We start from the raw sequence: 20,193 nt of genomic DNA, 5'->3' as shown, positions 1-20,193 counted from the left end.
CCGGCCCGTCCCTCAGCCCTGCTGGCCGAAGTCGTCCGGGGAGACCTGGTCTAGGAAGGAGCGGAAGCGGTCGACGACGTCGTCCGTCTCCTCGGCGCCGCGGTCGAACTCGATCGCAGACTCCTCGATGACCTCGTCGGCGGCGAAGATCGGCGCGCCGCAGCGGACGGCGATCGCCAGCGCGTCGGAGGGACGCGAGTCGACCTCGACCTCACGGCCGTTCTGGTCGAGCGTGATCGTGGCGTAGAAGGTGTTGTCCCGCAGCTCGGTGACCGTGATCTTGGTGCACTTCACGTCGTACTGCTCGAGCACGTCGACGAGCAGGTCGTGCGTCATCGGCCGCGGCGTCGAGGCGCCCTGCAGCCGCATGAGGATGGCGGCCGCCTCGGGATGCCCGATCCAGATCGGGAGGAAGCGGTTGGACTCGGCGCACTTCAGGAGCACGATCGGCTGCTTGCCGACCATGTCGAAGCTCACGCCGTAAATGGTCATCTCCTGCATGCTCAGCTCCGCGTGGTGGGTGCTGTGGGCCGGAACGGCGACACGGCGTCCTAGACCCCGAGTATAGGCAGGGCGGACGACGCGCCACGTCGAGTCGGGCCTCGCCGCTCGACACCGTGGGACGCGCCCGGGGCCGGCGCGGCCCGGGAACGACGAAGGCCCGCCGGGGCGGGCCTTCGAGAGTGGGCGATCCTGGATTCGAACCAGGGACCTCTTCCTTATCAGAGAAGCGCTCTAACCGACTGAGCTAATCGCCCGAAGAAGCGGAAGATTACCGCACCTCGCGCCGACGCGTCTGCTCGTCGCCCATCGGCCCGAATCGCCCGCGGGGACGGGGATTCAGGCCCCCAGGCGCTCGGTCAGACGGCGTGCCGCACCGGCGTCCCGGAGCCGGATCTCGATCGCGAAGCCGTCGCCCTTGGGCTTGACCTCGACATCGTGGCCCATGACCCTGCCGAGGCGCTCGCTGAGGTCGACCGCCGCGGCGACCTGGTCGGCCGGGGCCACCTCGCGGGAGCGCTTGGCCCGGTTGCCCGTGCCCGCGACGCGGGCCTTCTGCTCGAGCACCCGCACGGACCAGCCCTGGTCGGCGGCCTGACGACCGAGGTCGCGGCGCGTCTCGTGGCCGTCGGCCAGCAGGAGCGCACGCCCGTGACCTTCGGACAGCCGGCCCTCGCCGATGAGGTCGAGCGTCTCGTCCGGCAGGTCCAGGATCCGCAGCAGGTTGGAGATCGCGACGCGCGACCGGCCGACCATCTTGCCCACGGCCTCGCGCGTCAGCCCCATGTCGTCGACGAGCGCCGACACCGCGCGGGCCTCCTCGATCGGGTTGAGGTCGGCCCGAGCCATGTTCTCGACGAGCGCCGCCTGGAGCGTCGTCTCGTCGTCGCGCTCCTGCACGAGCGCCGGCAGCTCGCCCAGGCCCGCCAGCTGCGTCGCCCGCCAGCGACGCTCGCCCGCCACGAGCTCGTAGCGGCCGCCGGGCAGCGGCCGGACGAGGATCGGCTGGAGGACGCCACGGTCCGCGATGGAGCCGGCCAGGGCCTGCAGGGCGTCCTGGTCGAAGTTCCGCCGCGGCTGCTTCGGGTTCGGGACGACGAGCTCGACGGGGAGCGTGCGCAGCTCGGCGCGGTGCGCCGTCGCGCCCTCCCCCTGTTCGTCGGCGGACAGGATCGCCGCGAGGCCGCGTCCCATTCCCCGCTGCTTCGGCTTAGCCACGGGCCACCATCTCCTTCGCGAGGTCGAAGTACGCCGTCGCCCCGTTCGAGTGTGGGTCGTGGTGGATCACCGGGATGCCGTAGCTCGGCGCCTCGCTGATCCGCACGTTGCGCGGGATGACCGTGTCGAAGACGAGCTCGGGGAAGTGCTCGCGCACCTCGCGCTCCACGTCGTGCGCGAGGCGCGTGCGGGTGTCGTGCATCGTGAGGAGCATCCCGGCGATCGCGAGCCGCGGGTTCAGCCGGCGCTGGATCAGGCCCAGCGTGTCGAGCAGCCCGGCGAGACCCTCGAGCGCGAAGTACTCCGCCTGCACCGGCACGATGACCCGGTCGGCGGCGACGAGCGCGTTGATCGTCAGCGGCCCGAGCGACGGCGGGCAGTCGAGGAGGATGTACCGGTAGTCCTCGCGGACCTCTTCGAGCGCGTCGCGCAGCCGCCCGTCGCTCCCGGCCTCACGGGCCAGCTCGACCGTCGCGGCCGCCAGGTCGGGCTGCGCGGGGAGCAGCGACAGGCCCTCGACCTCGGTCTTGACGATCGCGTCGCGCGCACGCACGTCGCCACGCAGCACGTCGTAGACGCTCGGCTCGGAGTACTTGTCCACCCCGAGCGCGACGGTGGCGTTGGCCTGCGCGTCGACGTCCACGAGGAGCGTCGGGTAACCCGCCTCGGCGATGCAGGCGGAGAGGTTGACCGCGGTCGTGGTCTTTCCCACGCCGCCCTTCTGATTCGCGATGGCGTAGATCGTGCCCAAGGGCCACCCACGGTACCGGGCGGGGGTCCGCACCGCCCATTGAAGCGCCGTTTGGGCGTTTCACGTGAAACATCCGTTGCGAGCCGGAACACCGGTGGCACCCCGTCCGAGCTACGCGCCACCCCCGGGCCCCGCCCGGATCGCTCGTCGTCCGCGTCCCGGCCGATCGGTCGCGCTCCCCTCCGCCTCCTGCGGCCGACGCTGTTGGGCGCGGTCGCGCGGCGGGGCCGGTCGCGCGCTAGACGGCCGGCGCTATTCGGCCGGGCGCTCGTCGCCCGCCGCGTCCCAATCCGTCAAAACGTAGACCGCCGCCAGGCTCGCGAGCATGGTCGACAAGAACGCGCCGGCCCGCACCCCGCGCCACGCCCCGCTCAGGGCTACGGCCGCCGCGAAGGCCGGAACGGCGACCGTTTCGAGCTGGCCGTGCTTGCGAAACGGTACGACCTTCCGGGCCGCGAGCGGCTGATCGGTGATCGCGTTGAGCAGCCCCTGGGTCGCTCCGAACGCCGTCGGGAGGACGCGAGCGGCACCGGTGAGACCAAGCAATCGCGGGCCAGCGACCGCAGCGGCGAACAGTCCGTAGTCGATCACGCCGTGGCTGGCGACCTTGATGGGCTGGTGCATGGCCGCCCGTTGCCCTCGCCCAAGTCCACCAAACGCGTTTCACGTGAAACGCAGCAGCCCAAGGCCAGCGTTCGCCCTCCGCCGTCGCGACATCCTCCCGAGGCTCGCGTGCCCCGATGTCCCGCAGCCGACGGCGCCGCGGCGCTGCAGTCAGGGATGCACCGGATCAGCATCCGCGGTGTCGTGACGGCCGTGCGGTGCCGCACTGTCCCCCGTAACGACGACCGGCCCGCGGTCGTTCCGACGCCCTCCTCGTGCGGTGGCCGACCTGCCGGCGAAACCGGGACCACTCCCTTCCATGTCGCCCCCCGAACCAGCGGCCCGACCGCTCGTGGGGTGGTTGCCGTGCCTGTTCCCCAGAGCCGGCTGGAACACCCGGCGCGCCCGGCCTGGATGGATCGACGACTCCACAGACCCCCCCTCTCGCCCGGTCGCCGCCGCGGCCCGACCCGACCGCGGCGACGCCTAGGTGCACCGCATGGCGTCGGTCACCGAGCCCGGGCAGGGCTTCAGACCGTACGCCTCAAGCGGTCGAGCGTCGGCTCGGCCAATCATGGGCACGCACCGCTCGGCCCGAGGATGCAGCCGACGCCGGCGGAGCACGCGACGCCGAGCAAGGCTGCGTCAGGGGGCGCCCATTCAGGGCCCGGAGCGGAGCGCTCTCGAGCCCAGACGCCGTGGGAGAGAGGGGGAGAGGCAGGCCGGGACGCGGACCACACCGCCCAGCGGTGGACGCGGACCGACTGCGCCAGCCGGCGGCCGGACGTCACGAGACGGTGGCGCCGAGGGATGCGGTCGGGCCAGAGGAGCGCTAGCTGGGGCAGAGCGAGCCGCCCAGCTCCGGCCAGGCGGGCCTCCCAGAAGCGTCGTCCGAGCCCCGTGAACTCTCGCGTCGCCCCGTTCCACGATTAGTGAACCTCCCCCACCCGCTTCTCCCGCTGCCGCACCGCCCGACCCACGACCAGCCCCCGTTTCACGTGAAACGCAGCGTCCCGGCGCGACAACGCCCCGCCTGCTGTTTCACGACCCCGTCCTGCAAGGGATCTTGCGTCGATCGCCACCCGCGCTTCGCCGATGAGTCCGATCGCCGCGGACGGTCCCTGCCTTCATGAACGACGACGAGACCGCCATCCACGCCGGCATCGTGCGGTGGGCCGCCGCGGTCCACAGCGGCGACCTCGCCACGGTCGTGGCGGACCGGGCCGACGACATCGTCATGCTCGACGTCCCACCGCCTCACGAGGGCGTCCGCGGGATCGACGCCTACCGGGCCGCATGGCCCGGCTTCTTCTCCTGGCAGGCCGCGGGCGGCAGCTTCGAGATCGTGGAGGCGCATGTGACCGCCGGTGCGGACGTCGCCTTCGCCTGGATCCTGCTGCGGTGCGACACGCCCGAAGGCCGCACGGTGCGGCCGGAGAAGCGGCTGCGCGTCACCCTGGGACTCCGCAAGTCGGGGGACCGGTGGACCGTCCACCACGAACACCACTCGTTCCCCCTCGACGCGGGCTGACCCGCCCGCGCCGTCCTGTGCGCCGAGCCACCTGACCCCGTGGGGCGCCGAACCGCGTCCCCCGACCGACCGGACTCTCGCCTTCGCGCTCGTCCAACGTGGCGCGCTGCGTCAGGACCAGCCCGCGCCGCCTCCGGGCCAGCCCCGCGCGCCGGCCTACCGCAGCGGCTTGCGCAGCGCGGCCCCGGGCTGCCGGGGGTAGCCCTTCGGTGTCGGGCCGCTCTTGACGTGCACGACGAGCTGGGTGTCGCGGGCGTCGGGCCACGGCTGCACGGCGATGCGCTCCGGGGGCGACATCCGCATCTTCTTGGCGACGGAGCGGGCGACCGTCTCCTCATCGCCCTCGATGGAGCCCTTCCAGGCCACCAGGCGGCCGCCGGGAGCGAGGAGGGGCGCGGCGTACTCGATGAGCACGCCGAGCTGGGCGACGGCACGGGCGGTGACGACGTCGAAGCGGCCGAGGCCCTCGGGCCACGCCTCGGCGCGCGCGTGGACGCCGGTCAGGTTCCTGAGCCCCATGCGCTCGGCGCAGGCCATGACCCAGGTCACCTTCTTGCCGACGGTGTCGAGGGCCACGACCTCGCACTCCGGCCGGGCGGCGGCCAACACCAGGGAGGGCACGCCGGCGCCCGTGCCGATGTCGACGATGCTGCCGGCGCGGGCGACGGCAGGCACCAGCAGACCGGTGAGGCCATCGGCGACGTGCCGGTCGATGGCGATCTCGGGCTCGCGCACCGTCGTCGCGGCGTGCTCGTCCGTCGCGTAGACGTCCAGCAGGACCCGCAGCGCGTCGAGCGCCCGACCGTCGAACGCGTACTCGGCGCCCAGGGCCTCGAGCCGATCCTCGACGGCGGGGGAGAAGCGGGGTACCGCGCTCACCGTGCGGCCCCGCCCGAGGAGGGGCCCCCGATGGCCGGGACGGCGGTGGCCGTCACGCCGTGGGGCGGGTGACGACGAGGTGCCGCTCGGGCTCGTCGCCCTCGCTGTGCGTGTCGACGTCGCCGCGGTCGCGGAGCCGCTCGTGCACGAACCGGCGCTCGCTGGCCGTCATCGGGTCCAGCGCGACCGGCTCGCTCGTGCGCAGCGCGCGCTCGGCGGCCTCGTCCGCGATGCGCTCGAGGATCGAGGCGCGACGCGTGCGGTAGTCGCCGGCGTCGACGGTGACGACCCAGTCCCCGCCCGGCGCATGCTTGGCGGCGATGCGGGTGGCGAGGTGCTGCACCGCGTCGATGACGTGGCCGTGGCGCCCGATGAAGGGCGCGACCTGATCGCCCTGCAGGGTGGCCGTGATGCGGGTCCCGGCGCGGGTGACCTCGACCTCGTCGCCGGCCTCGATGGCCGCGGCGACGCGGCCCACGAGGGTGCCGACCTCGGTCGCGATGAGCTGCCCGGTCTCGTCCTTGTCGGGCATCTCTAGCGCCTCCGGCCGGAGCGCTTGCGCTTGCGCTTGCGGGGCGGCGGGGGCGGGGTGGCACCGGTGGCGGTGGCGGCGCCACCGGAGGCCTTGCCGCTGCCAGACGAGCGGGAACCCTTCTTGGGCTCCTCCGGCTCGTCCTCCGGGACCTCGACCGGCTTGACGTGGCCGTAGACCTGGATCAGGCCCCACTGCTGGACGAGCGTGAAGACGTTGGTCGTGATCCAGTAGAGGAACAGACCGGCCGGCGGCTTGATCGGGATGAGGAAGAAGACGAAGACCAGGGGCAGCGCGAGCATCAGGCGCTTCTGGTTCTTGTCGGCCGTCGGGGGCATGTTCACCAGCGACGAGGCCATCTGCGAGCCGACGTAGAGCACCAGCAGCAGGATGAGCAGGCCACCCGTGGCGACGGCCGTGATGTCGTGCATCCCGAGGAACGTCTCGCCGAAGCCGCCGAGCGTCTTGCCGGCGATGTCCGAGGTGAACGTCTGCGCGTTGTAGATGAAGTCCCCGGGCGGGTTCGGCACCTGGCCACAGCCGACGTCGTGCGGCAGCCCCAGGTCACGTCCGCCACCACAGATCTCGAACTTCAGATCCGTGCGCAGCATGTAGTAGAAGCTGATCAGGAACGGGATCTGGACCACGATCGGCAGGCAGGAGCCGAACGGGTTGACCTTGTGCTGCGAGTACAGCTTCATCGTCTCCTGCTGGAGACGTGGGCGGTCGTCCTTGTACTTCGCCTGCAGGGCCTTCATCTGCGGGGCGATCGCCTGGAGCCCCCGCATGGACTTGAAGGACTTCACGCTCAGCGGCAGCACCGCCAGGCGCAGGCAGATCGTGAGGACGATGATCGCGACGCCCCAAGGCAGCCCGATCTCATGGAAGAACTCCAGGATCGGCAGGAAGAGCTCGATGAGCCACTGGATCGGAGCGATGACGGCTGAGGGCATGGAACTCGTTCAGGAGTCAGGTGAGGAACGGCGAGAGCGGAACAGCCTCTGGGCCGACACGGGATCGTAGCCGCCGTGGCTCCAGGGGTTGCACCTGAGGATGCGCCAGGTCGCGAGCACGAGCCCGCGGAGGACACCCTCGGTGCGCACGGCATCGACGGCGTAGTGGCTGCAGGTCGGCTCGTACTTGCACGAGCGCGGCAGCGCGGGGGAGATCAGGCGCTGGTAGAGGCGGATCGGCGCGATGACCGCCGAGCGGAGCGGATGCACCGCTCAGCGCGCCTCGGCGTCGGCGCCGGGTGTGGCCACCGGCACGGCCTTGTCGACCAGCTCGCGGAGGGCCGCGGCGATGCCGGCCAGACCCTCGCGCTCGGCGAGCTCGCGCGCATCGGGGCGCGCGACGATCACCAGGTCGACGGAGGTGGGGAACCGGCCGACGTGCTCGGTGAAGGCCTCCCGCAGGAGGCGCTTCACGAGGTTGCGCTCGACCGCGCCACCGACGCGGCGGGAGACGCTCAGGCCGACCCGCGGGTCCCGCGCTTCGTCGGGACCGTCCTGCGGGAAGAGGTGCAGCACCAGGTGGCGGTTGCCGAACGAGCGCCCCTTGCGGAAGACGCGCTCGAAGTCGGCGCTGCGGGTCAGGCGACCCCGCTTCGACCGCGGAGCGGCCGGACGGGGATCAGCCATGACTCAGACGGTCAGCTTGTGGCGGCCCTTGGCGCGACGGCGCTTGAGGACCTCGCGGCCGGCCTTGGTGGACATCCGCTCACGGAAGCCGTGGGTGCGGGCGCGCTTGCGCTTCTTCGGCTGGTAGGTGCGCTTCATATCGTCAGAGCTCGAGTCGTGGGGCGCCGGTCGGCGGCAGGCAGAACCACCTGCCGCGACGCGGGCACGGAGTGGGCAGTCTAGCGACCCTGGCCCGGGCAGGCTGCGTGCCCGTACTGCACCCCCCGGACGGCAACGCGCCGGGCCACCGGTCGATGTTCCCGCTCTTTCCGGGAACTCCGCTCGGACGGCCGTCGACGGGCCGTGCGAGGCCGGACGCCGCTGGTATATTCGCGGCTCGCCGACGCCCCTGGCGCTGGCCCCTCCGGACCTCCAGCACGGTCCCCGTCGTACAACTCTCGCCGCTCGCCGAGCGGCCGCTTCCGTCTGCCCGTGAATCCCACCGACCTCGACCGCGCCTGGAGCGCCATCATCGAGGACGCCCGTCACCGCATCGGCGACGGCGCGTGGGACACCTGGCTCTCCGTCCTGAAGCCCGTCTCCACCGACGGGCACAAGCTGTGGGTCCATGCGCCCGACCACGCGCGCACCTGGATCGAGTCCCGCCTGGTGCCCGTGCTCAGCGCGAGCGCCACCCGGGTCATGCAGCGCCCCCTCGAGGTCGCCCTGGCGGCGCCGGACGGCCCGCGGATCGACGCCGCCCCCGCGCCGGGCGGCCCGCGGGGCGCGTCCGCCGGGGCCGGTGCCGGCCAGGGTCGCGGCCTCCCGCCCACCGGCGCGGACAGTCTCCCGGCCGAGCGCCCCTTCACGCCCCGCTTCCGCTTCGAGGAGTTCGTCCTCGGCCCGTCCAACCGGTTCGCCCACGCCGCGGCGCTCACGGTCGCCGAGAACCCGGGCGTCGCCTACAACCCGCTGTTCCTCTACGGACCGCCGGGCACGGGCAAGACGCACCTGCTCCACGCCATCGGGCAGTACGCACGCCAGCACCACCACGGGCTGCGCGTCCGCTACTGCACCGCGGAGACGTTCACCTCGGAGTTCACGGGCGCCCTGCGCTCGAAGGGCATCGAGGCGTTCAAGGAGCGCTACCGCGAGCTCGACCTGCTGCTCGTCGACGACGTGCAGTTCCTCATGGCGAAGAAGGCGACGGAGGAGGAGTTCTTCCACACCTTCAACGCCCTGCACGAGGCCGGCGCCCAGGTCGTGCTGACCGCCGACCGGCTCCCGCACGACATGGAGCAGCTCGAGCAGCGCCTGCGCGACCGCTTCGCCTCCGGCCTCGCCGCCGAGGTCGAGCCGCCCGACCTGGCCACGCGCCTGATGGTCCTGCGCAAGCGGATCACCGGCCAGACGATCGACCTCGCCGAGCCCGCCGCGCTTGAGGAGATCGCCCGCCACGTGTCCTCCAGCGTGCGTGCCGTCGAGGCCGCCCTGGTCCGCGTCGTCGCCTACGCCTCGCTGACCGACCGCCCCGTGACCGCCGGCCTGACCCAGGAGGTCCTGGGCTCGCTGTACCCCGGCCGTACGCACACGCCCGGGCAGCGGATCGACGAGCCGGCGCTCGGCCCCGTCACCGTCCCGCACGTCCTCCGGGCCATCGCGCAGACGTTCGACGTGTCCGAGGAGGACCTCATCTCCCGCCGCAGCGACAAGCGCCTGGCCTGGGCCCGCAAGCTCGCCATGTATCTCGCGCGCGAGGAGACGGGTGCCTCGTACCCGACCCTGGGACGCGACTTCGGCGGCCGCAACCACACCACGGTGATGACCGCTGTGCGCAGCGTGGGGGAGGCCATCGACCGCGATCCGGCCGCACAGGTCGACCTCGCACGTGTGCGTTCGCGGCTCCGGACTGTGCACGGCGCGGACGCCTCCGGCGAGCACGGTCCACAGACCGACCGCCGCGACTGACAGACTGCACAGCGGCCTGTGCGTGGACGCTGCGCCCGAGACCCCGTGGACACGGGCGATCCGGGCTCTCGGCGACCGGCTCCACAGGACGCACAGGCCTTCCTACGACTCCTGATAACTCTTCTCTCCTGAGGACTCCAAGGTGAAACTGCACACCGCCGCACAGGACCTGCTCGGTCATCTGCAGTCGCTCAGCCGCATCGCGTCGGGGCGACTCGCGAACCCGACGCTCTCGGGAGTTCAGATCGCCGCCACCGGCGACGGCATCGAGCTGCGGGCGACGGACCTCCAGGTCGGACTGCGCATCAAGCTCGAAGGCGACGTCGAGCGTCCGGGGACGATCGTGCTGCCCGCACGACTGCTCCTCGACATCACCCGGCAGGCGCCGGGCCCGCGGCTGACGCTCGAGCTGCGGACGGAGGAGCAGGACGTCGAGGTGACGGCCGGCTCGGCCGTCTTCCACCTGCGGACGCTCCGCGGCGAGGACTTCCCGCCGCTGCCCGAGCCGACGGGCGTCGAAGGCGTCGAGGTCGACGCCGCGGCGTTCGTGCAGACGACGGGCAAGGTCGTGCGCTCCGCCGCGAAGGACGACACCCGGCCGCTGCTGGCCTGCGTGCTGGTGCGCGCCGAGGGCGAGGTCCTCACCATGGTCGCGACGGACTCGTACCGCCTCTCGGAGAAGAAGACGACGCTCGCCACCCCGCTCGAGGGCTCGTTCGAGGCCAACGTGCCGGCCCGCGTGATGCAGGAGCTGGAGCGCCTGGTGCCCGCCAGCGGGGCGGAGACCCTCACGGTGGCCCGCGGCGAGAACCAGGTCCTGTTCACGATCGGCGAGCACGTGCTGTCCTCGCGGCTCGTCGACGGCACGTTCCCGCAGTACCGCTCGCTGATCCCGGAGACGTTCGACCACGAGCTGCGCGTCTCGACCGCCGAGCTGCGCGAGGTCGTCTCGCGCGTCTCGCTGCTCGCCCAGAAGGCCGCGGCGCTCAGCCTCGCCTTCTCCGAGGGCGAGCTCGTCGTCTCGGCCCAGACGCAGGACGTCGGTGAGGCCCGCGAGGCCCTGCCCGTCCCGTTCCACGGCGAGGCGTTCGCGATCGGGTTCAACCCGGAGTACCTCCGCGACGGTCTCGACACGATCGACGGCGACGAGGTGCTGCTGCGCCTGACGAGCCCGATCCGTCCCGGCCTGCTGCAGACGACGGACGATCAGGGGTTCCTCTACCTGATCATGCCCATCCGCCTGAACTCCTAGAGGGCTCCGCTGTCCGCCTCGCACCTCTCGCGGCTGCGCGTCCGCGACCTGCGGACCTACGTCGAGGCGGACGTCGAGCTGGGGCCCGGGCTGACCGTCGTCGCCGGCCCGAACGGGGCCGGGAAGACGAACCTGCTCGAGGCCGCCTACCTGGCGTGCACCGGGCGGTCGTTCCGGCAGGCGAGCGACCAGGACCTCGTCCGGCGCGGCGCGGAGGCGGGACACGTCGGGGCCACCGTGCAGACGGCGGTCGGGCCGAGCGTGTTCTCCGTCGGCGTCCACCCGGGCGACCGCCGGCGGTTGCGGGTGGACGGCAACCCCGTCGACGGGCTGCTCGAGCACCCGGGACGGCCACGGATGAGCGTCTTCCTCCCCGACCGGATGGTGCTCGTGAAGGGCGGACCGGCGCTGCGGCGCTCGCACCTGGACGGCCTGCTGGGCGTGCTGCGGCCGTCGTCCGGTCCGCTGCGGCGAGGGTTCCACGAGGCGCTGCGGCAGCGCAACGCCCTGCTCTCCTCGCTGAAGGCCCGGGGGACGGACGTCGGCCGCGCGGCCGAGGAGCTCGCCCCGTGGGACCGCACGCTCGCCGGCGCGGCTGCGGCCCTGACGACGGCGCGTCGCGAGACGGCCGAGGCCATCAAGCCGGCCGTGAACGCCCGGGCCGCGCAGCTCGGCCTGAGCGGCGAGCTCGAAATCGCGTACCGCCCGCGCTCGGCGGAGGACCCCGACGAGGTCGTCGCTGCGTTGGCGGAGCGCCACGCCGGGGACCTGGACCGCGGGTTCACCCACCACGGACCGCACCGCGACGACCTCGCCGTCCGCCGCGACGGACGCCTGATCACCCGGTTCGGCTCGCAGGGGGAGCAGCGACTCTCGCTCCTCGCCCTGCTGCTCGGCGAGGCCGACGTGATCGAGGAGGCCGCCGGCCAGCGCCCCGTGCTGCTGCTCGACGACGTGATGAGCGAGCTCGACGCGGACCGGCGGGCCCGACTCGTCGCCGTGATCCGGGAGCGCGGCCAGGCCTTGGTGACCGTGACCGAGGCCTCGCACGTCCCGGGGGCCGACGACCCGGAGGTCGGCGCGATCGACGTCACCCCGGGGTCGGCGCAGGCCACGCGGGTCGCGTCGGAGCGGACCCCGGAGGCGGCGGCATGAGCCGGGGACGCCGCCGTTCCACCCCGCACTCCGCGGCCGCCGGGCTCGAGTCGCTGCTCGACGACATCGCCCCGGAGGACACGGGCGACGTCGGCCTGGCGCGGATGCAGCGCGCGTGGTCGGCGGCCGTCGGGCCGGCGATCGCGGGGGCCGGTACGCCCGTCGCGCTGACGGACGGGACCCTCCACGTAGCCTGCTCCGACGCCACCTGGGCCCACGAGCTGCAGCTGCTCGAGTCCTCGCTCCTGACCCGTCTGCGGGACGCCGGCGTGACCGACGTGACGGGGATCCGGGCCCGAGCGGGGGCCTCCGGCGGCGTGCGCGGCGCGAGCCGCCCGCGCCGCCGATGACACCCGGGGGGGTAGCGGCCATCTCCGGCCCCGGCCGCCAGAACGGCCTCCACGGGCGCCTGAAGGCCTGATTTCACCCCGCGGGGACTGGGATTCAGGGGGGCCCCTGTGGTACCCTCTGAGGGATTCGCTCGGTGCGCCTCGTCCCGACCCGTTGGGCCCCGGGACCGAGGCGTTTCTGCTGCACGGAGGCTTATGGCGACTGACGAGAACCCCACCCCGGACGAGACCGCGAAGACGGAGGCCGAGATCGCGGCCGACGCCGCGGCTCTCGGAGCGGCCAAGACGGAGGCGGCCACGGCCGCCAACGCGAAGACCGCTTCGGACGGGACCTACGACGCGGCGGACATCACCGTCCTCGAGGGCCTGGAGGCGGTCCGCCACCGGCCGGGCATGTACATCGGCTCGACCGGCCCCCGCGGCCTGCACCACCTGGTGTGGGAGATCGTCGACAACTCCGTCGACGAGGCCCTGGCCGGTCACGCGTCGACCGTGACGGTCACGATCCACCCGGACAACTCCGTCACCGTCACCGACGACGGCCGCGGCATCCCCGTCGCGATGCACGAGACGGGGCGCCCCACGGTCGAGGTCGTCCTCACCGTCCTGCACGCCGGCGGCAAGTTCGGCGACGGCGGCGGCTACAAGGTCTCCGGCGGCCTGCACGGCGTCGGCTCGTCCGTGGTGAACGCGCTGTCGGAGGAGTTCGACATCGAGATCCGCCGCGACGGGTTCCTGTGGACGCAGTCCTACGTCCGCGGCGCGCCGGCGAACGAGCTGCAGAAGGGCCGCGCGCTCGAGAAGGGCGAGGGCACGGGCACGAAGATCCGGTTCCTCCCCGACACCGAGATCTTCGAGACCACCGAGTACGACTGGCCGACGCTCGAGAACCGCCTGCGCGAGACCGCGTTCCTGACCCGCGGCCTGCGGATCAAGATCACGGACGAGCGCGAGGGCGGAAAGACCGTCGACTTCCACTACGAGGGCGGCATCGCCGACTTCGTGGAGTACCTCAACGAGAACAAGGACGCGATCGGCAAGAAGGTCATCGCGTTCGAGTCCGAGGACGAGAAGGAAGGCGCCGCGGTCGAGGTCGCCATGCAGTGGAACGGGACCTACACGGAGTCCGTCCACACCTTCGCCAACAACATCAACACCCACGAGGGCGGCTCGCACCTCTCGGGCTTCCGCTCCGCGCTGACCAGCACGATCAACACGTGGGCCCGCGCGAACGGCGAGCTGAAGGAGAAGGACCCCGCGCTCTCCGGCGAGGACATCCGCGAGGGCCTGACCGCCGTCGTCTCCGCCAAGCTCACGAATCCGCAGTTCGAGGGCCAGACGAAGACGAAGCTCGGCAACCCCGGCATGGCCGGGTTCGTCCAGCGCGTCGTCAACGCGAAGCTCCAGGAGTACTTCGAGGAGAACCGCTCCGACGCGGTCGCGATCGTCCGCAAGGCGGTCCAGGCCGCCCAGGCGCGCTCCGCCGCCCGCAAGGCCCGCGACCTGACGCGCCGCAAGAGCGCGCTCGAGAACTCCCGCCTGCCGGGCAAGCTCGCCGACTGCTCCGTCAAGGACCCGTCGCTGGCCGAGCTGTTCATCGTGGAGGGCAACTCCGCCGGCGGCTCGGCGAAGCAGGGCCGCGACCGCCACACCCAGGCGATCCTCCCGCTCCGCGGCAAGATCCTGAACGTCGAGCGCGCGCGCATCGACAAGGTGCTGCAGAACGTCGAGGTCCAGTCGCTGATCACCGCGATCGGCACGGGCATCCGCGAGGAGTTCGACATCACCGCGGCGCGGTACCACAAGATCATCCTGATGACGGACGCCGACGTCGACGGCGCCCACATCCGCACGCTCGCGCTGACGCTGATCTTCCGCGAGATGCAGGAGCTCATCGAGGCCGGGTTCGTCTACATCGCCAAGCCGCCGCTCTACAAGGTGCGCCAGGGCGGCAACGATCGCTACATCGAGAAGGAGGCCGAGCTGGAGGAGTACCTCCTCTCGGACAAGCTCGAGAAGTTCGAGATCATCAACGCCGCCGGCAAGACGGTCGGCCTGAACGACGCGCGCTGGAAGAAGTTCGCCCGCCTGCGCAAGCAGCACGAGGGGTGGGCCAGCGCGCTGCGCGCCGAGCACGGCATGGACACGGTCCACTTCCTCGCCTCGACGGGTCTGGTCCACGACGGCATCACCGGCTCGGACGCGGTGCTCGAGCGGCTGCAGTCCTCCGAGGTCTCCGGGGACGACGCGGCGATCAACGTGCGCCTGCTCTCGTCGGAGGGGACGCACCTGCGGATCCGCACGACGGAGAAGAAGACGGGCCTGGCCCGCACCACGGACCTCGACCGGACGCTGTTCGACTCCCCGGAGTACGTCGGCTTCGTCAAGGTCCACCAGCAGCTCGTCGGGCTGTTCGGGCAGCCCTCCTTCACGATCCGCCTCGGCGATCGCCACGAGGACGCGGACACGTTCGAGGAGCTCGGCCGCGGGGTGCTCTCCGTCGCCCAGAAGGGCGTGCAGCTCTCGCGCTTCAAGGGTCTGGGCGAGATGAACGCCGACCAGCTGCGCGAGACGACGATGGACCCGGCGCACCGCACGCTGCAGCAGGTGACGGTGGATGACGCCGCCGGCGCCGACCGCCTCTTCTCGATGCTCATGGGCGAGCACGTCGAGCACCGCCGCGACTTCATCGAGGAGCACGGCCGCCAGGTCGCCAACCTCGATGTGTAGGTCCCGTCGCGAGACGCCCGCCGGCCCGCACCGGGCCGGCTTCACCACCGGCCGGGCACAGGACGCCCGGCCGGGCACGATCACCACCAGCACCACCGGGCAAGGAGCCTGATCCATGACGACTGACGTCATCGGCGGCGGCAACATCGAGCCCCGCAACCTCGAAGACGAGATGCGCACGGCGTACCTCGACTACGCGATGTCCGTCATCGTGGGTCGGGCGCTACCGGACGTCCGCGACGGGCTGAAGCCCGTCCACCGCCGCGTGCTGTTCGGCATGTCCGAGCTCGGCATCGGCCCGACGCGTCCCTACGCGAAGTGCGCCCGCATCGTCGGCGAGGTGATGGGCAACTACCACCCGCACGGTGACGCGTCGATCTACGACACGCTCGTGCGTCTGGCCCAGGACTTCTCGATGCGCTACGAGCTCGTCGACGGTCAGGGCAACTTCGGCTCGATCGACGACGACGACGCCGCGGCCATGCGGTACACCGAGGCGCGCCTCACGCGCCTGTCCCTCGAGATGCTGCGCGATCTCGACATGGACACCGTCGACTTCACGCCGAACTACGACGGCCGCAAGATGGAGCCGACGGTCCTGCCGTCGCGCTACCCCAACCTGCTCGTCAACGGCTCGGCCGGCATCGCCGTCGGCATGGCGACGAAGATCCCGCCGCACAACCTGCGCGAGACGATCGACGCCACGATCGCCTTCATCGACGACCCCGAGATCACGGTCGAGGGGCTCATGGAGCACCTCAAGGGCCCGGACTTCCCGACCGCCGGCATCATCCTCGGCACGGGCGGCATCAAGAGCGCCTACGAGACGGGCCGCGGCAAGATCCGGGTCCAGGCGAAGGCGCACATCGAGCCGCTGACGCAGGGCAAGGAGGCGATCATCGTCACCGAGCTGCCCTACGAGGTGAAGAAGGGCGGCGAGAACGGCCTGATCGTCAAGATCGCCGACCTCGTCCGCGACAAGAAGATCCCCGAGATCTCCGACATCCGCGACGAGACGGACCGCCGCGGCATGCGGCTGGTCATCGAGCTCAAGCGCGACGTCCTGCCGAAGGTCGTGCTGAACAAGCTGTTCAAGCACACCAACATGCAGACGACGTTCGGCGTCAACATGGTGGCGCTGCTCGACGGCGTGCCGCGCACGCTGAACCTGCGCCAGGTGCTGACGGCCTACGTCGGCCACCAGCGCGAGGTCGTCGTCCGCCGCGCGAAGTACGAGCTGGCGCAGAAGGAGGCCCGCGCGCACGTCCTCGAGGGCCTGCTCATCGCGCTGGACAACCTCGACGCCGTGATCGCCGTGATCCGCTCGTCGAAGGACCGCGAGACGGCCCGCGGCGAGCTCATCTCGCAGTTCGGGCTGACGCTGATCCAGGCCCAGGCCATCCTCGACCTCCGCCTCTCGCAGCTGACCGCGCTGGAGAGCGACGCCATCCGCGCCGAGCACGCCGACGTGATGGAGCGCATCCGCGAGCTGCGTCAGCTCCTCGGCGACGAGCAGCAGGTGCTCGAGCTCATCAAGACCGAGATGATCGAGATCCGCGACCGGTTCGGTGACGAGCGCAAGACGCTCATCACCCACGCCGAGGGCGAGATCGACATCGAGGACCTGATCGCCGACCAGCAGATGGTCATCACGATCACGCAGTCCGGCTACATCAAGTCCCTACCGCTGGCCACCTACCGCCAGCAGCAGCGCGGCGGTCGCGGCGTGACCGGCATGGACATGAAGGACGGCGACTACATCGAGCACCTCTTCGTGTGCTCGAGCCACGACTACCTGCTGTTCTTCTCCAACCGCGGCAAGGTCTACCGCTCCAAGGTGTACGAGCTGCCGGAGGCCTCGCGCACCGCGAAGGGTCGCTACCTCGGCAACGTGCTGCCGCTGCGCGAGGGCGAGCGGATCCAGTCCGTGCTCTCGACCCGCGACTTCACCGAGACGGCGTACCTCGTCTTCGCGACCCGCGAGGGCACGATCAAGAAGACCGAGCTGCAGCAGTACAACACGCCGATCAAGGCCGACGGCATCATCGCGATCAAGATCCGCGAGGACGACGAGCTCGTGGCCGTCCGCAACGTGGACGCCGAGGACGAGGTCGTCATGGTCTCGAAGGCCGGGCTGACCGTCCGGTTCTCCGAGGCGGACGCGCGCTCCATGGGCCGCGACACCAGCGGCGTCCGCGGCATGGACGTCGGCTCGTCCGAGGTCATCGCGATGGACGTGGCCCGCGACGACTACGACCTGCTCGTGGTCACGGAGAACGGCTTCGGCAAGCGGACGCTCATCCGCGAGTACCGCAAGACGAGCCGTGGCGCCAAGGGCGTGAAGACGATCCAGCTGACGGAGACGAAGGGCGGCCTCGCCGGCGCGCTCGTCGTCCGCGAGCACGAGGGCCTCGTCTTCATCTCCGAGGGCGGCATGGTCCAGCGGACCGCCGTGCGCGGCATCAACCGCTACGGCCGCAACTCGCAGGGCGTCAAGGTCATGAACGTCAAGGACGACGATCGCGTGTCCGCGATCGCCCGCATCCTCGACGACGAGACGACCGACGTGGTCGAGGAGCTCGTCGACGCCGAGGGCAACGCCCTGGTCAGTGGCGGCCCGGTCGACCTCTCCGGTGCCGACGCCCCGGTGGCCTCGGACGTGTCCGAGACGACGGTGCAGCAGCCGACGGACGAGCGCGACGCCCCCGGCTTCATCGACGAGGACGGCGCCGACGAGACGCCCGGCGTCGTGAACAGCGACCCGATCGACCCGGACCCGGGCGAGTCCGACCAGGACTGAGTCCCTCCGACCGCTCGCCCTTCGGGGCGGGCGGTCGTACCCCGGGCTTCACGCGATGGTCCCAAACGGGGCCCCGACCGCCGGTAGGATCGCCGGTCACCGTGACCCTCTCTCGTGACCCGGGCCACCAGCGATCAGGACGCCGCCGCCGGCTGGCCACCGCGTTGCTGACGGCCGCCGCGCTGGCCGGCGCAGCGGCACCGGCCGCGTCCGCGGTAGCGCCGGATCGCGTCGCGCTGAACCCCACCGCGACGCCCGCGACGGCGCAGACGTTCACCTGGCGGGCGCCGGACGGTGCGGCCGGCGGCGTCGAGCTGCGGGTGCCGGGCGGTGCCGTGCGCGAGATCCCGTCCCCCGGCGGGGTGGTCCTCCGGCGGGCCCGTCACCACGCCGTCACGATCGACTCGTTGACGCCCGACACCGCCTACGAGTACCGGGTCGGCGGCGCGGCGGGCTGGTCGGCGTGGCACGGGTTCCGCACCGCGACCGACGGGCTGACGAAGCCGTGGCGGTTCCTGTCCTTCGGCGACGCCCAGGAGGGCCTCGACGTGTGGGCGCAGTGGATGAAGCGGCCGTTCGCGGCCGTTCCCGACGCTCGGCTCGTCATGCACGTCGGTGACCTCATCAACGCGCCGAACGAGGACGGGGAGTGGGCGCAGTGGTTCGGCGGCCAGGCCGGCACGGTCGAGAGCCGCAACGTCTTCGCCGTCCCCGGCAACCACGAGTACCTCGGGACGAAGTCGAGCTTCCCGTTCGTCGACGCGGACTCGTCGGCCCGGACGTTCCGCGCCCACTTCGAGCTGCCCCGCAACGGCGTCGAGGGCCTCGAGGACACGAACTACACGTTCGAGTACCAGGGCGTGCGGTTCGTGGCGCTGAACACCGGCGACAACATCGGGTACGACCCGTCGCCGCAGCAGCGGGAGTGGCTCGACCGGACGCTGACCGAGAACCGCGCGCGCTGGACCGTCGTGCTGTTCCACATCCCGATGTGGTCGAGCGCCGACCAGCACCACGACCAGGCCGGGCGCGTGCGCCGCTCGTGGCTCGACGTCATCGAGCACCACGACGTCGACCTGGTCATGCAGGGCCACACGCACGCCTACGGCCGCGGCCACGTGAACGGCCGGCCGAACGGCCCGCAGTACGTCGTGAGCACGAGCGGCCCGAAGTACTACGACCTCGGCACCCCGGGCCAGGACTGGACGGGCAACGGCGCCACCCCGAAGCTGATCGTCGGCCAGACCTCGACCTCGCAGACCGTCTGCGTGGGCCGGGACAGCCTCGCGCTCCGCGCCACGATCATCGGCAAGGGCGACGCGGCGACGACGCCGAAGCCGGTCGGAGACACGCTCGACGAGTTCACCGTGCACAAGGGCACGGGCCCCAAGCGCGTCACGGACACGTACGACTGCGCCGCGGACGCGGCCCCGATGACGCCCGGCGACCCCGTCCCCGGCCCGGGCGGCCCGGCGACGCAGCCCGGCTCGCCGACTCCCCGGTGCACCGCGAAGGGGACCGCCGTGACGGACGTCGCGGTCGGGCGGGGACGTGACGTCGTCCGGGGCGAGGTGCCCACGACCCACGCCGGGGCGCGGGCCACGCTGCAGCGCCGCGAGGGCCGGCGGTGGCGCACCGTCGGGCGCGCGAAGGTCGGGGCGACGGGCGCCGTGCGGTTCCGCGTCGCCGCGCCGAAGGCCGCCGTGCGGCGCACCGCCCGGTACCGGGTCACCCTGCCCGGGGTGCGCGCCGCCTCGGCCGCGCGGACGCAGCGGGCCCGGGTCGTCACCGTGAAGCGGGCCGGTCTGCGCGTCCGTGTGAGCGGACGGGTCGCCGCCCCGCGCCGGACGGTGGTACGGATCGGCGTGCGGCGCCCGTGCGGCGCCTGGCGCGTCGTGCGCAACGTGCGCGCGGGGACGGGCGGCCGCTGGAGCGCCACCGTGTCGGCGCCTGCGGGCGCGGCGGTGCGCGTCGAGGCGCGGGTGCGGGCGGCCGGGCGGACGACCACGATCCGGAGCCTGGGGCGCACGGCGGGCTGAGCGCCGCGGCCGCGCTCGGGCGGTCCGCGACGGGCCGCCGAACGGTGCCGCGCCGGGCCGCCGGAGCCGGGCCCGACGGGCGGCCGAACGCCGACGCGCCAGGTCGCCCGGAACCGTCGACCTGCGCGGCGCTGCGTGCTACGTTTTCTCCACTGCAGCACCAGAGAAAGGAGGTGGTCCGAATCAACGACAGTACTTTCGGGACCCAGGAGGTGGCCGTCGTCTGACGACGGTCATTCGGGCGGTCCGGTGACGCAGCGACGTC

18 protein-coding genes and 1 tRNA gene are annotated in these 20,193 nt (G+C 72.0%); 8 read left to right on the top strand and 11 right to left on the bottom strand.

Annotation, left to right across the window (positions count from 1 at the left end; all coding sequences use genetic code 11):
• Nucleotides 1-12: 12 nt before the first annotated feature.
• The 5 genes from F593_RS0117910 to F593_RS0117890 all read right to left on the bottom strand — a co-directional run bounded on the left by F593_RS0117910 (nt 13) and on the right by F593_RS0117890 (nt 3,094).
• Nucleotides 13-492 carry a bifunctional nuclease family protein gene (locus F593_RS0117910; RefSeq protein ID WP_245540821.1) on the bottom strand — a complete coding sequence of 160 codons (480 nt, stop codon included), beginning with the start codon at nt 490-492 and terminating at the stop codon, nt 13-15.
• A 192-nt stretch (nt 493-684) separates the two neighbouring features.
• Nucleotides 685-758: transfer RNA gene (locus tag F593_RS0117905), tRNA-Ile, on the bottom strand.
• An 82-nt stretch (nt 759-840) separates the two neighbouring features.
• A complete protein-coding gene (locus F593_RS26390) occupies nt 841-1,695 on the bottom strand; it encodes a ParB/RepB/Spo0J family partition protein (protein WP_033208165.1) in 855 nt (284 codons plus the stop codon).
• Nucleotides 1,696-1,711: 16 nt separating this feature from the next.
• Nucleotides 1,712-2,470: a ParA family protein gene (locus F593_RS0117895; RefSeq protein ID WP_022930119.1), complete on the bottom strand. Its 759-nt coding sequence runs from the start codon at nt 2,468-2,470 to the stop codon at nt 1,712-1,714.
• A 252-nt stretch (nt 2,471-2,722) separates the two neighbouring features.
• Nucleotides 2,723-3,094: a hypothetical protein gene (locus F593_RS0117890; protein WP_022930118.1), complete on the bottom strand. Its 372-nt coding sequence runs from the start codon at nt 3,092-3,094 to the stop codon at nt 2,723-2,725.
• Between the two features lie 1,108 nt (nt 3,095-4,202).
• Here F593_RS0117890 and F593_RS0117885 point away from each other — a divergent pair.
• Nucleotides 4,203-4,604 carry a YybH family protein gene (locus tag F593_RS0117885; protein WP_022930117.1) on the top strand — a complete coding sequence of 134 codons (402 nt, stop codon included), beginning with the start codon at nt 4,203-4,205 and terminating at the stop codon, nt 4,602-4,604.
• A gap of 156 nt (nt 4,605-4,760) precedes the next feature.
• On the opposite strand, the gene F593_RS26385 is transcribed toward F593_RS0117885, so the two are convergent.
• Genes F593_RS26385 through rpmH form a run of 6 tightly spaced genes read right to left on the bottom strand, consistent with a single transcriptional unit; the run spans nt 4,761 to nt 7,793 of the window.
• Nucleotides 4,761-5,483 (bottom strand): 16S rRNA (guanine(527)-N(7))-methyltransferase RsmG, encoded by a 723-nt coding sequence (locus F593_RS26385; protein ID WP_022930116.1) that lies wholly within the window; start codon nt 5,481-5,483, stop codon nt 4,761-4,763.
• 52 nt (nt 5,484-5,535) lie between these two features.
• On the bottom strand, nt 5,536-6,015 hold the full coding sequence (locus F593_RS26380; RefSeq protein WP_022930115.1) for a Jag family protein: 480 nt from the start codon (nt 6,013-6,015) through the stop codon (nt 5,536-5,538).
• 2 nt (nt 6,016-6,017) lie between these two features.
• A complete protein-coding gene (locus F593_RS28755; protein ID WP_022930114.1) occupies nt 6,018-6,968 on the bottom strand; it encodes a YidC/Oxa1 family membrane protein insertase in 951 nt (316 codons plus the stop codon).
• Nucleotides 6,969-6,977: 9 nt separating this feature from the next.
• Entirely contained in the window at nt 6,978-7,238 is a 261-nt protein-coding gene (gene yidD / locus F593_RS0117865) for a membrane protein insertion efficiency factor YidD (RefSeq protein ID WP_022930113.1), read from the bottom strand.
• 3 nt (nt 7,239-7,241) lie between these two features.
• Nucleotides 7,242-7,655 (bottom strand): ribonuclease P protein component, encoded by a 414-nt coding sequence (gene rnpA, locus F593_RS26370; RefSeq protein WP_022930112.1) that lies wholly within the window; start codon nt 7,653-7,655, stop codon nt 7,242-7,244.
• Between the two features lie 3 nt (nt 7,656-7,658).
• Nucleotides 7,659-7,793, bottom strand: a complete 135-nt coding sequence (rpmH, locus tag F593_RS0117855) for a 50S ribosomal protein L34 (RefSeq protein ID WP_022930111.1) — start codon at nt 7,791-7,793, stop codon at nt 7,659-7,661.
• Nucleotides 7,794-8,126: 333 nt separating this feature from the next.
• Between rpmH and dnaA the strand changes: the two genes are divergently transcribed.
• The 7 genes from dnaA (at nt 8,127) to F593_RS30430 (ending at nt 19,928) form a co-directional block, all read left to right on the top strand.
• Nucleotides 8,127-9,602 carry a chromosomal replication initiator protein DnaA gene (gene dnaA, locus F593_RS26365; RefSeq protein ID WP_022930110.1) on the top strand — a complete coding sequence of 492 codons (1,476 nt, stop codon included), beginning with the start codon at nt 8,127-8,129 and terminating at the stop codon, nt 9,600-9,602.
• A 142-nt stretch (nt 9,603-9,744) separates the two neighbouring features.
• A complete protein-coding gene (dnaN, locus tag F593_RS0117845; RefSeq protein ID WP_022930109.1) occupies nt 9,745-10,854 on the top strand; it encodes a DNA polymerase III subunit beta in 1,110 nt (369 codons plus the stop codon).
• Nucleotides 10,855-10,863: 9 nt separating this feature from the next.
• On the top strand, nt 10,864-12,009 hold the full coding sequence (gene recF / locus F593_RS26360; protein WP_084630170.1) for a DNA replication/repair protein RecF: 1,146 nt from the start codon (nt 10,864-10,866) through the stop codon (nt 12,007-12,009).
• The gene (locus F593_RS0117835) at nt 12,006-12,359 is read left to right on the top strand and encodes a DciA family protein (protein ID WP_022930107.1); all 354 of its coding nucleotides are present in this window, start codon (nt 12,006-12,008) and stop codon (nt 12,357-12,359) included. The genes recF and F593_RS0117835 overlap by 4 nt, the downstream gene beginning before the upstream one ends.
• Nucleotides 12,360-12,554: 195 nt before the next feature.
• The gene (gene gyrB / locus F593_RS0117830) at nt 12,555-15,089 is read left to right on the top strand and encodes a DNA topoisomerase (ATP-hydrolyzing) subunit B (protein ID WP_022930106.1); all 2,535 of its coding nucleotides are present in this window, start codon (nt 12,555-12,557) and stop codon (nt 15,087-15,089) included.
• Between the two features lie 115 nt (nt 15,090-15,204).
• On the top strand, nt 15,205-17,889 hold the full coding sequence (gene gyrA / locus F593_RS26355; RefSeq protein WP_022930105.1) for a DNA gyrase subunit A: 2,685 nt from the start codon (nt 15,205-15,207) through the stop codon (nt 17,887-17,889).
• Between the two features lie 101 nt (nt 17,890-17,990).
• Complete coding sequence (locus F593_RS30430) at nt 17,991-19,928, top strand: purple acid phosphatase family protein (protein ID WP_022930104.1); 1,938 nt, start codon at nt 17,991-17,993, stop codon at nt 19,926-19,928.
• The last annotated feature ends 265 nt before the right edge of the window (nt 19,929-20,193 follow it).

Source organism: Patulibacter americanus DSM 16676, from assembly GCF_000420025.1.
Lineage (GTDB): Bacteria > Actinomycetota > Thermoleophilia > Solirubrobacterales > Solirubrobacteraceae > Patulibacter > Patulibacter americanus.
Note: the sequence above shows the minus strand (reverse complement) of the source record. Positions and strands in the feature narration are given on the sequence as shown.

Excerpts from the sequence above, each read along its gene's own strand:
- F593_RS0117910 (WP_245540821.1), bottom strand. The coding sequence starts at position 492 with ATGACCATTTACGGCGTGAGCTTCGACATGGTCGGCAAGCAGCCGATC.
- F593_RS26390 (WP_033208165.1), bottom strand. The coding sequence starts at position 1,695 with ATGGGACGCGGCCTCGCGGCGATCCTGTCCGCCGACGAACAGGGGGAG.
- F593_RS0117890 (WP_022930118.1), bottom strand. The coding sequence starts at position 3,094 with ATGCACCAGCCCATCAAGGTCGCCAGCCACGGCGTGATCGACTACGGA.
- F593_RS0117885 (WP_022930117.1), top strand. The coding sequence starts at position 4,203 with ATGAACGACGACGAGACCGCCATCCACGCCGGCATCGTGCGGTGGGCC.
- F593_RS26380 (WP_022930115.1), bottom strand. The coding sequence starts at position 6,015 with ATGCCCGACAAGGACGAGACCGGGCAGCTCATCGCGACCGAGGTCGGC.
- F593_RS28755 (WP_022930114.1), bottom strand. The coding sequence starts at position 6,968 with ATGCCCTCAGCCGTCATCGCTCCGATCCAGTGGCTCATCGAGCTCTTC.
- rnpA (WP_022930112.1), bottom strand. The coding sequence starts at position 7,655 with ATGGCTGATCCCCGTCCGGCCGCTCCGCGGTCGAAGCGGGGTCGCCTG.
- rpmH (WP_022930111.1), bottom strand. The coding sequence starts at position 7,793 with ATGAAGCGCACCTACCAGCCGAAGAAGCGCAAGCGCGCCCGCACCCAC.
- F593_RS0117835 (WP_022930107.1), top strand. The coding sequence starts at position 12,006 with ATGAGCCGGGGACGCCGCCGTTCCACCCCGCACTCCGCGGCCGCCGGG.
- gyrB (WP_022930106.1), top strand. The coding sequence starts at position 12,555 with ATGGCGACTGACGAGAACCCCACCCCGGACGAGACCGCGAAGACGGAG.
- gyrA (WP_022930105.1), top strand. The coding sequence starts at position 15,205 with ATGACGACTGACGTCATCGGCGGCGGCAACATCGAGCCCCGCAACCTC.